Origin of the sequence: Streptomyces nanhaiensis, from assembly GCF_046614825.1 — a bacterium.
GTDB classification, from domain to species: Bacteria; Actinomycetota; Actinomycetes; order Streptomycetales; family Streptomycetaceae; genus Streptomyces; species Streptomyces radiopugnans.
In genome coordinates this window covers 20,629-31,042 of sequence record NZ_JBKJFM010000065.1, presented here as the reverse complement: position 1 = coordinate 31,042, position 10,414 = coordinate 20,629, and the positions used below count along the sequence as shown (strand labels likewise).

Below are 10,414 nucleotides of genomic sequence, written 5' to 3'. Positions count from 1 at the left end.
GGCCGGACGGTCGTCAGCCCCCGGTACGGATCGGTGACCGTCACCAGATCCCCGGCCCGCACCTCCTCGATCGCCCGGCGGCTCCCGTCCGCCAGCAGCACCGGCGTACCCGGCAGGAAACTGTGGTTCCTGCAGGCCACGGGCTTCTTCGCGCCGGGCTCGTCGGGCTTCCTGTCCTTGTCCGGGAGCTTCTTCTCCAGCTCCTCGACCTTGTCCTCGAGCCGGTCGACCTTCTTCGAGCCGTCGATGATCCCCTTGAGGCCGTCGTAGAGGTCACCGCCGTGCTTCTTGATCCTCTTGACGAGCTCGGCGGCCTTCTTCCACTTCCACGGCGCCCCGTACTTCGCCGCCAGCTTCCCCACCGCACCACCGATCAACGACGTCAGCACGTTGATCAGCGTCTCCGTGCACGCCGCACCGTCCCCCTCGGTGATGCAGTCCAGCGCATCGGTGATCCCCAGCTCCTCGGCCAGGATCTTCGCCAGCTCCTTCGCCGCCTCCTTCGCCTTCTCCTCGTCCCCCTCAAGCGCCTTCCTGGCGGCCTCCAGGTCCTTGACCGCCTGGTCGTACTCCCTCTCCTCCCGGGTTCTGGTGTCACCGGCCGGCGCCTGACCGCCGCCGGTGCCGTCGGCGACGGGCTGCTGCCCGCCCTCCCCACCGTTCCCGCCACCGGCGGAGCCGCACTGCCCGCCCACGACCCGGCAGATCTTCGCACCGACCGACTGCCCCAGCTCGGTGGTCACCCCCGCCGCCACCAGACCACCGACGATCGCGACCACCACCACGACCATCCCGACGTACTCCGTCGAGGTCTGACCACCCTCCGAACACCGCAACCGCAGCATCCGCGCCAGGGAGAAGCCCCTGGGACGCCGCCGTGCCCGTGCTCTCCGCCCCCGCATGTCCCGCCCCCGTTCGTTCCCCGCCGTCCTCCGCCCCGCTCTACCCCTTCGGCTTCCCGAACTCCTCGAGCTTCTCGACCTGGGCGGTGACCACCGACTGCGGAATCCCGGGCTCGGCGAAGTCCATCAGGTTCATCGAGTAGAAGATCGCCACACTGGAGCCCGAGCGGACCGCCTTGAACAGCAGCGGCACCCTGTCGCCCTCGAAGTCGCCGTCCACCTGGTAGGCCAGGGCGTCGTCGGCGCCGGTGGGGGCAGTGAGTTCCCTGACGCCGGAGTACCTGCTGGTGTCGCCACCGGTCTTGGTGGTGAAGCCGCCCGCGCACGCCTTGACCGCCTTGCGCAACCCCTCCATCAGGCGGTTCGCGGACTCCTGCTCGTACGCGCCGAGCATCTCGAAGAGGATCAGCCCGCCGGCCTCCTCGTCCTCGGACGTGGTGATGAACTGCCGGTAGACCATCTCGGCCGGCTCCGGCTGGGGCACGCCCCCGATCACCGAGGCGATCGGCTGGCACTCGGCCCGGTCCGCCTTCTCCCGGCCCGCGCCGGAGACCTCCTCCTTCGAGGGCGTCTTGACGGTGTAGCCGGACACGTCCGCCGTCCTCAGCGCCCCCTTCTCCAGCTCCTCCCGGGACAGGGTCCTCGCCGGCTCCGCCGGGGTGGTCCGCGCCGGGGCAGGGGCGGCGGACGAGGAGGCGGACGAGGAGGCGCCGGTCTGCCCGGGTTCCTTCACGTCCTCCCCGTCCGCGGCCCCCGAACCGGAGCCGCCGCAGGCGGAGGCGAAGCCGAGCGCCAGCACGGCGGCGGCAGCGGGCAGGAGGCGGGAGATGTGTGTCTTCACGGTGACGGTGCTCCTGTGCACATGGGGCTTCACGGCGGCGGGGCGAGAGCGGGGTGAGGCGCGGGCGGTGAAGGGGCGGTGCGCCCGGACCGGTCCGCCGGTGCGGCGACCGGTCCGGTTCCGTAGAGGGTGCGAAGCCGGTCGCGGACGGCCGGCCGTGGGATCAGTCGCCGCGCGGGAAGGAGATCTCCACCCGGCGGTTCTTCTTCCTCCCCTCCTCCGTGGAGTTGTCGGCGATCGGGTTGTCCTCGCTGTAGCCGCGGATGTTGAAGGTGATGCCCGAGCCGAGGTCCTTCAGCAGTTGCTTGTGCACCGCCTGGGCGCGCTTCCTGGACAGAACCTTGCCGTGCTCGTACGAGCCGAGGTTGTCCGTGTAGCCGAAGACGTTCACCTCCGTGGCGCCCTGCTCCTCGATCTCCTCGGCGATGCCCCTGATCCTGTCGTTCGCCTCGGAGCTGAGCTTGGCGCTGTCCCTGCCGAAGAGCACTTCGGCCTGGAGCGTGAACTTGGTGTTGGACGGCGAGTCCTCCCGCTGCTCCTCGCCGGCCTCGTCACCGACGATCTGCTTGATCTCCAGAACCTTGGGCTCGGCGAGAGTTCCTCCGTCGCCCAACATGAGATCGGGATCGCCCGCGTCGATCTCGCCCTCGAACACCGATCCGGCCGAAGGTGTCGGATCTTCGGCGAGTGCGGTGGGTACGGTGGCGACACTCAGGCCGACAGCGAGTACGGCCGAGCACGTCAGCGTGACGGCGTGTCGCTGTGCTCTCACGAGAGCAGCGGTACGGGTGATCGTCATCGTGTCACTCACCCGTGATCTCAAGGGTGGCGTTCTGGAAGGTCGGAATCTGGAGGTCCACCTCGGCGGTGCTCTCCGGCGGCGCGGGGAACTGCATGAAGACGTTCTGCTCGGAGTTCGCCTTGATATTTCCGATCTTCATCGTGGCCAGCGGGCGATTCTCAGTGTCCCGCAGGACGTAGTAACGCTTCTTCTCCGCCTTATCCACCATTGTGGCGCCGGCGAAAGAAGCTCCGGCAGCTCTAATCAGATCCAGTTCCGAACCAGTCCAGAGGATTGCATCACTGTAATCCTTGTCCGAGGTGTTCTTGAGAACTCCATTCACGGTGACGAACCCGCCGGAATCCCGGATCACAGAGTTAACATCAAGGACAATGCCGTCCTGCCCTTTGATCGAAAGGATGACCTCGCTGTCGTCTGCGACTGTCCCCTTCCCTCCCGTCCCGTTTTCCTGGGGGGCGGCCGTCTGTCCGGTTGAAGGCTTGTCGGCAGCCTTGTCACCACCGTCGTCGCCTCCACCACAACTGACCAGAGAGAACGTCAAGACCGATGTCGTCACGACGGCCAACACAGTTCGGCGGGCCTGAGACACCTGCCACATACTCATTGCTGCTGATCCTCTGCTCGGTGTTCGCGTTATCGATAAGTCAGCCGGTAAGCCGAACGGTGAAGAGGTCCGCCGCGTCGGGGAAGAAGTCCAGGTTCTCGGGGTCGATGAACCGGTCCCTTCCGTCACACGTCAGCTTGCCGGGGAAGACGGGCTTGTCGTTGCCGCCCCCGTTGTCCGGGTCCTCTCCGTCCTCCGGTTTCTCCTCGTCGGGCTTGAAGGCGCAGCGCGGCTCGATGACCGCAGCGGCCTCCGCCGTCATGTGGATGTCCTCCGTGCCCGGGACGACGGTCTCCCCGAGCGGCTCCTGGGTCTTCACCTTCACCGTGAAGCCCAGCCGTCCGTCGGCCAGCCGACGGCAGCCGCCCGGGGTCACGTCGGACCCGTTCCGCGCCGCGAAACGCTGCGCCTCCTGGCAGGCGCCGTACGTTCCGAACCCCTTGCCATCAAGGAGGTCGTTCCAGTTGCGGGGGTTCAGGACCGAGGCGAGCAGACCCCGGCGGAGCTGGTCCCGTGCGTCCTGGGCGGCGGCCAGGGCTGCGGCGTCGGCCGCCGACTGGGCGCCGTTGCGGGAGGCGGATGCCTGACCGACCACGAAATACGCGAGCGCGAGGAAGAGCAGGCTCGCCACCACCGTGATGTAGATGGGGACGGCCTGCCCTGCCTCGCGGCGCTTTCGAGCAGTCACAGGATCGATCAGCCGGCTGTACCGACGACCTGTGCGATCTTGTTGCCGATGGTCGTGCCGATGTTCGTCATACTCGCCACCACGGCGATGATCGCGATGATCGCGACCAGCATGCCGATGTACTCGACCGCGGTCTGGCCCTTGTCGCCCCGGCGGGCGATGGCCTCGACGGTGGTGTCGGCCCAGCCGTTCACGCGAACCCTGGTGTCGGTCGCCAGCTTCAGAGCGGTGTTCTTCATGGTGTTCCCCTCCAAGTCCGGTCGACCGGTCGGCGGCCGACGGATAGGTCTCTGCGGTGCCGCACGCGTCTCCGGCTTCCTCCCGGCCGGTCTCGCCCGCGACATGGGGAACGTACGCCGGGACACCACCGGTCCGCATGGGTCCGTGGACCCAAGTGCGGGCCCAAAGCCGGAGTCCGGGCTCCTTCACCGCTTTCCGGGCCCCGGAGCCCGCCGTGTGGTCAGCCACGGCCGCCCGACCCCCTTCGCGCCGTGCCCAGCCAGACCGCGATGGCCTCGCTGCGGCTTCCGGCGTGCAGCTTGGCGAAGATCCGGTTGATGTGGTTCTTGACCGTCTTCTCGCTGATGAAGCAGGCGGCGGCGATCTGCGGATTCGCCATGCCGGACGCGATCAGCTCCATCACCTCCGCCTCCCTGCCGCTCAGACCGAACCGCTCCGCCCCGGAGGCCCCCGGGACAGGAACAGACTGTGCCACATGGGATTGCTTGTGCGAAGCGGTTCGGAGGGAATGTGGCACATCGGATGCCGAACCTCCCTCGGACGAACGCAGTTGGTTCGGTGCGGGACGGGGGATTTGCTCCGTATCATCGTGTGCGGTAGCACGTATCCGCCCCGGAGCCGCGGGCTGGTAGCCGGAGCCAGTGAAGGCCGTGCCGAGCCCCTCGGGCAGCGGCTGCCCAGGAGCGGCCGCCGCGCCGCCGCGCAGGCCGGCCAGGAGCGCGTTGGAGGCCGTGGACGTGAAGTGGGCCCGGCCCTCCCTGGTGTCGCGGACGGCCGCGGCCAACTGGTCGGCGGTGAACTCCCCGTGGACCAGATAGCCTCCGGCCCCCAGCCGCAGCGCCTCGTGGACGACCTCGCTCTCGCGGCTGTACGTCAGCATCAGCACGGGTGCCAGGCGGACCAGGTGCGGCAGGGCAGAGATGCCGTCGACGCCCGGCATGCGGACGTCCAGCAGCACCACGTCGGGGCGGTGCAGCCGGGTGGCCTCGTAGGCCTCACGGCCGTCGGCCGCCTCGGCGACCACCCGGATGTCGTCGCGCCCCTGGAGCAGCACGGTCAGACCCGCCCGCACGACCGGGTTGTCGTCGGCGACGACGATCCGCAGCGGCGCGGCGGCGGGCGCCGGGGGCAGGGGTGGGGGCGGGCAGTTCTCGGGCGCCGCCGCCGGCGGGGACGCGTGGCGGTGCCGTCCCGGAGCGGGGGGAACGTCGTCCGGCATGGTGCGGCCTCCTCTCGGGTGTGGGGGCGGGAAACGGTCGGTCAGGAGTGGATGTAGCGGTGCCGCTGCGCGACGGCGGCCAGGCCCTCCGGGAGCAGGGCGGCCATCGGCAGGTCGAGGCGCACCTCGGTTCCGGTGGTCGCCCTGCCCCTGCCGATGCGGATGCGCGCGCCGATCCCCGCGGCGCGCTCCACCATGCCGACGAGGCCGAAGTGCCCGGCGCGCCTGAGCTGTTCGAGGTCCGTGCCCGCGGGCAGACCGGGTCCGTCGTCGTAGACGCTGACGCGCAGCGAGTCGTCGACGACTCCGATCGAGACCTCGACGCGGGTGGGGTGCGCGTGCCGGTACGCGTTCTCCATGGCCTCGGAGGCGATGGTCAGCACCTGTCCGGCCACCGCCTGGGGGACCGTCGGCACGGGGGTGCCGTTCAGCGGGCGGAAGGCGGCCTCCAGGCCCGTCCGGCGTGCGAAGTCCTCGGTGCGGGCGGACAGTTCGCCGGCGATGTCCACCCCGCCGTCCAGGCCCGACTCGCGTCGCAGGTCGGACAGCAGTTCCCGGGACTCCACCGCGGCGCGGCGCGCGGAGCGGGCGACGAGTTCGGCCTGCCGTCTGAGGGTGTCGGGGTCCAGGCGGTGCGCGGAGCCGGCCAGTCCGTCCGCCGCCAGGGCGAGGCCGTGGAGGGTCTTGGCGACGGAGTCGTGCATCTCGCGGGCCAGCCGGGCGCGTTCGCCGGCCACCGCCTCGTTGACGGCCAGCCTGGAGCGCATCTCCAGCAGTGCCTCGGTGGCGCTGCCGAAGCGCAGCATCAGCCCCCGCAGCGTGACTCCCACCGCGCCCGCGAGGACGCAGACCCCGGGCAGGAAGGCGGTGGCGGCGAGCGACGCGCCGAGCATGCCGTTGCCCGCGTACGCGACGGTCACGACCAGCAGGGTGAGGGCGGTGAAGAAGCCCGCGCCCCGCCACCCGTACACCAGCCCGGCCAGCAGCGGGGTGCAGATCGTGACGTAGCTCAGCGGGCTCGCCGGTGTGGCCGTGAACAGCAGGAGGGCTCCGAAACCGGCGTCGACGCCGAGGAGCGCGGGGTGCCGCAGCAGCAGGGGGCCGAAGCGCTCCCAGTCCCGGAAGAGCAGGTAGGAGCCCATGAAGGTGAACACGATCGCCGCGCCGACCAGCCAGGTGGGCCATCCCGGGCCGGTGCCGCTCAGGGCGAAGGGGGTGGTCAGCACGATCATGCCCAGCCGGAAGCCGAAGACCTGGCGGCACAGCGCCTGGAGCGCGCTGAGCTGGATCCTGAGCGTGGGCGCGGCCGCGGGCTCCTCCCGCGGCGCGGTACCGCCGCCCGCGGTGACGGCTCCCGGCGGCCCCGCCGGTGTGAACGGCATCGACACGGTTCCCCCTCTCACTGGTCGGCGGCCCGGTGGCGCGTGCGGTCCGGTCTACAGGCCGGTGCCCGTGCCGAGGAACATCCCCGTGCCCAGCAGCAGGATGGTGGCGGGCACCATGAGCATGGTGACGATGGACGTGGCCTTGGGCACGGCCTTGGCGGCTTCCCGGCGGGCGTTCTGGGCGTCGGTGCGCCGCATGTCGTTGGCGATCTGGATGAGCGTCTCGACGATCGGGGCGCCCAGTTCCTCGCCCTGCTGGAGTGCCGTGACGAACTGGGCCACCTGTTCGGAGTCGTTGCGTCTGCGCAGTTCGTCGAACGCCTGCCGGCGGCTGACCCCCATGTCCATCTGGCGCAGGGTGATGCGGACCTCGTCGGCCCAGGGGCCCTGGTACTTGTCGGCCGTGCGCTCCAGTGCCTGGCGGAAGCCGAGTCCGGCGGAGACCACGACGGCGAGTACGTCGAGGAAGTCCGGGAGGGTGCGGTCGATGGCCTTGCGGCGCTCCCGGATGGCCGACCAGATGCCGACCTCGACCCAGAAGAGGCCGAAGGCGATCATGCCGATGGCGAGGACGGTGTGCCCGTTCACCAGCATGGCCAGGGCGCCCAGAGCGCCGAGGAAGCCGTAGACGGCGCGGCGGGCCGCGTAGCGGTCGATGGTCAGGCCGCCGGGGTTGCCGGCCATGTCGATCCTCTTGCGGACCCTGTTGACCCGGTCGGGGCCCATCATGCGCAGCACCGCGGGCGCGTAGCGCATGCCCATGCGGTCGACGCCGGACCCCACGGCGCCGGTCCGTGTGGAGCCGACCTCCAGCGCGATGGCGAGGTCCCCGGGGAGCTTGGCCTCGGAGCGGTAGAGCCGTATGCCGGCGATGGCTCCGTAGACGCAGAGGCCGATGACGGCGGCGAGGAGGATTCCCATGTGTCCGTCTCCTCTCAGACTTCGATCTTGCCCAGGCGGCGGACGAGGAAGAAACCGATGCCGTACAGGGCCATCGCGACGATCAGCGCCCCCTGGCCCAGCGGGGAGGCCGTGATCTTGTCGAGGGCGCCGTCCCAGATGTTGTCCATCAGCAGCATGGATCCCAGGCCCATCGCGGGGACGATGTAGGCGGTGCCGGTGACCTGCGACAGCTGGGTCCTGACCTCGCGCCGGGTCTCCTTGCGGTCCTCCAGGGTCTGGGTGAGGTTGTGCAGGGAGCTGACGAGCGTGCCGCCCGCCCTGTTGGACAGCACGAGCGTGGTGACCAGGACGGCCAGTTCGCGCGAGGGCAGGCGTTCGGCGAGTTCGCCGAGGGCGTCGTCGAGGGTGTGGCCGACGGCGAGCCGGTCGGCCACCCGGCTCAGTTCCTCGCCGGCCGGGTCCTCCAGTTCCTCGGCGGCCATGGTGATGGCGGTGCGCAGCGCCAGTCCGGCCTGCGTGGCGTTGGCCAGGACGCGGGTGAGTTCGGGGAGCTGGTTGATGAACCGCTCGGTGCGCTTCTGCCGCTGCCAGTTGAGGAAGGTGAAGGAGCCCCACAGGGCGATGGCGGCCGCGATGGGGCCGAAGAAGGGCGCGAGCAGGGTGGAGGCGGTCAGCCACAGGCCGATGACGGAACCGAGCATGTAGACGAAGAACTCGCCCGGGGTCAGGTCGAGGCCGGTGGCCGCGAGCCTGAGTTCGATCCTCCTTCCGAACCGGGTGCCGCGCAGCCGCCGGTCGACGCCCTGGAAGTTGCGCCGCCGGCCGGACGTCCGCGTCTGCCCGGTGTGGGAGAGCCGGTCGATCAGTTCGGCGTGCTGCGCTCTTCCCGAGGCGTACGCGTGCACACCCGTGACCGCGAGCACGCAGCACAGCAGCGTGACGCCGATCGTCAGCAGTGCGAGATTGTCCATGTCCGGTGCGGGCTTCCTCGGTGTCGGCGGCGGGATCGGGCGGCGGGTCGGTACGGGCGGGCCGTGGTGGTGCCGGGTGGCGGCGGTGCCGGGTGGCGGTGTCAGACGGTGGTCCCGCGCGCGGCGAGCTGCTCGTCGCTGTCGGCGACTCCGAAGGCGGGCGGGACGGGTTCGTTCTTCATGCGGAGGCGTTCGGCGACCCGGCGCGGCAGCGGGAAGTAGGAGAACTCCCCGTGGACCTTGCCGTCGCCGCCCATGGGCCGGGCGTCGAAGCGGCACACGGTGACGATCCTGTAGTCCTCCCGTCCGTGCGAGTCGACGACGGCGATCTCGCTGATCCTGCGGGAGCCGTCGGCGTTGCGGGCGAGCTGGACGATGACGTCCACGGCGCTGTTGATCTGGTCCCTGATCGCGGCGAACGGGATCTCCACCTCGGACATGGACGCCAGGGTCTGCAGGCGCATCAGGGCGTCCTCGGCGCTGTTGGCGTGGACCGTCGCGAGGGAACCGTCGTGGCCGGTGGACATCGCCTGGAGCATGTCGAGCGTCTCCCCGCCGCGGACCTCGCCGACGATGATCCGGTCGGGGCGCATGCGCAGGGAGTTGCGGACCAGGTCGCGGATGGTGATCCGGCCCTTGCCCTCGACGTTCGCGGGCCGGCTCTCCAGCGTGATCACATGGGTCTGCTGGAGCTGGAGCTCCGCCGAGTCCTCGATGGTGATGATGCGCTCCCCCTCCGGGATCAGCCCGGAGAGCGCGTTGAGCAGCGTGGTCTTCCCGGTGCCGGTGGCTCCGGAGACGATCACGTTGAACTTGGCCCGGACCAGTCCGGCGAGCAGCATCGTCATGTGCTCGTCGAGGGAGCCGAGTCCGATCATCTCCTGCAGGGTGTAGGCCCTGGGGAAGCGCCTGATGGTCAGGGTCGCGCCCGAGAGCGCGAGCGGCGGGATGATCACGTTGACGCGCTCGCCGGAGGGCAGCCGGGCGTCGACCATCGGATTGGCCTCGTCGACGCGGCGGTTGACGGTGGAGACGATGCGCTCGATGGTCTGCATCAGCTGCTCGTGGGAGGCGAAGCGCATCGGGAGGAGTTCCAGGCGGCCGCTTCGCTCCACGAAGATCTGGTCGGGGCCGTTCACCATGATCTCGCTGATGGAGGCGTCCTCCAGGAGCGGTTCCAGGATGCCGAGGCCGAGCGCCTCGTCCACGACGCGGCGGATGAGCATGGCGCGCTCGTGGGTGGAGAGGACGGGGCCCTCGCGGCTGATGATGTGCCCCAGCACGCGCTCCAGCCGGACGCGGCGCTCCGTCGCCGCGAGGGAGGACATCTCGGCGAGGTCGATCTCCTCGAGCAGTTTGGCCCGGTAGACCGCGACGAGGTGGCTCTCCTCCTGCTGGTTGGAGGGTGCCTCGGGGGCGTTGATGCGTGCCCTCAGGCTCATGGCTTCAGTTCTCCTTCCGGTCCCCGCCGGCCGACGCCGCCGGCCGCCTCAGTCGCGGGGCATGGTGGTCGTCCGCTCCGTGTCGCCGAAGGAGACCCCCGGGATGATCGAGGGGATCCTGACCGTGGCGGTCACCTTCACCTCGTCGTGGGCGCCGGCCCACTGCCGGAACCGGGCGCCGTCCGCGAGCCAGTCGCTCATCGCCTCCCGGCCGGCCTGCGCGGGGGGCATCTCGGGGCGGTCGTACGAGGCCATGCGGGCCGCGGCGCGGGACGCCGTGCCCGCCTGCTGGATCGTGTACGCGGCGAGGCCGAACTGGATCAGTGCCAGCCCGACCAGGATCAGGATGGGGAGCATGCCGATGTACTCGACCGCGACCTGCCCCCTGTCGGAGCGTCGTCTGCGCAGCACCATGTC

At 70.2% G+C, this 10,414-nt stretch carries 11 protein-coding genes and 1 pseudogene; all 12 read right to left on the bottom strand.

Features of this window, described 5'->3' with window-relative positions:
- Nucleotides 1–791, bottom strand: a pseudogene (locus tag ACLIYP_RS16010) (hypothetical protein); the annotation flags it as partial.
- 151 nt (nt 792–942) lie between these two features.
- Complete coding sequence (locus ACLIYP_RS16005; protein WP_412713807.1) at nt 943–1,743, bottom strand: hypothetical protein; 801 nt, start codon at nt 1,741–1,743, stop codon at nt 943–945.
- 163 nt (nt 1,744–1,906) lie between these two features.
- On the bottom strand, nt 1,907–2,515 hold the full coding sequence (locus ACLIYP_RS16000; protein WP_412713806.1) for an OmpA family protein: 609 nt from the start codon (nt 2,513–2,515) through the stop codon (nt 1,907–1,909).
- Nucleotides 2,516–2,546: 31 nt separating this feature from the next.
- Complete coding sequence (locus ACLIYP_RS15995) at nt 2,547–3,149, bottom strand: hypothetical protein (protein WP_412713805.1); 603 nt, start codon at nt 3,147–3,149, stop codon at nt 2,547–2,549.
- 40 nt (nt 3,150–3,189) lie between these two features.
- Nucleotides 3,190–3,837 carry a pilus assembly protein TadG-related protein gene (locus ACLIYP_RS15990; RefSeq protein ID WP_412713804.1) on the bottom strand — a complete coding sequence of 216 codons (648 nt, stop codon included), beginning with the start codon at nt 3,835–3,837 and terminating at the stop codon, nt 3,190–3,192.
- 8 nt (nt 3,838–3,845) lie between these two features.
- On the bottom strand, nt 3,846–4,076 hold the full coding sequence (locus tag ACLIYP_RS15985) for a hypothetical protein (protein ID WP_412713803.1): 231 nt from the start codon (nt 4,074–4,076) through the stop codon (nt 3,846–3,848).
- A gap of 221 nt (nt 4,077–4,297) precedes the next feature.
- Entirely contained in the window at nt 4,298–5,296 is a 999-nt protein-coding gene (locus ACLIYP_RS15980) for a response regulator (protein ID WP_412713802.1), read from the bottom strand.
- Between the two features lie 41 nt (nt 5,297–5,337).
- On the bottom strand, nt 5,338–6,678 hold the full coding sequence (locus ACLIYP_RS15975) for a sensor histidine kinase (protein ID WP_412713801.1): 1,341 nt from the start codon (nt 6,676–6,678) through the stop codon (nt 5,338–5,340).
- Nucleotides 6,679–6,732: 54 nt separating this feature from the next.
- A complete protein-coding gene (locus tag ACLIYP_RS15970; protein ID WP_412713800.1) occupies nt 6,733–7,602 on the bottom strand; it encodes a DUF5936 domain-containing protein in 870 nt (289 codons plus the stop codon).
- A gap of 14 nt (nt 7,603–7,616) precedes the next feature.
- Complete coding sequence (locus tag ACLIYP_RS15965) at nt 7,617–8,555, bottom strand: type II secretion system F family protein (RefSeq protein ID WP_412713799.1); 939 nt, start codon at nt 8,553–8,555, stop codon at nt 7,617–7,619.
- Nucleotides 8,556–8,656: 101 nt separating this feature from the next.
- Complete coding sequence (locus ACLIYP_RS15960) at nt 8,657–9,997, bottom strand: CpaF family protein (RefSeq protein WP_412713798.1); 1,341 nt, start codon at nt 9,995–9,997, stop codon at nt 8,657–8,659.
- Nucleotides 9,998–10,045: 48 nt separating this feature from the next.
- Complete coding sequence (locus tag ACLIYP_RS15955; RefSeq protein WP_412713797.1) at nt 10,046–10,411, bottom strand: TadE/TadG family type IV pilus assembly protein; 366 nt, start codon at nt 10,409–10,411, stop codon at nt 10,046–10,048.
- Nucleotides 10,412–10,414: the final 3 nt, after the last annotated feature.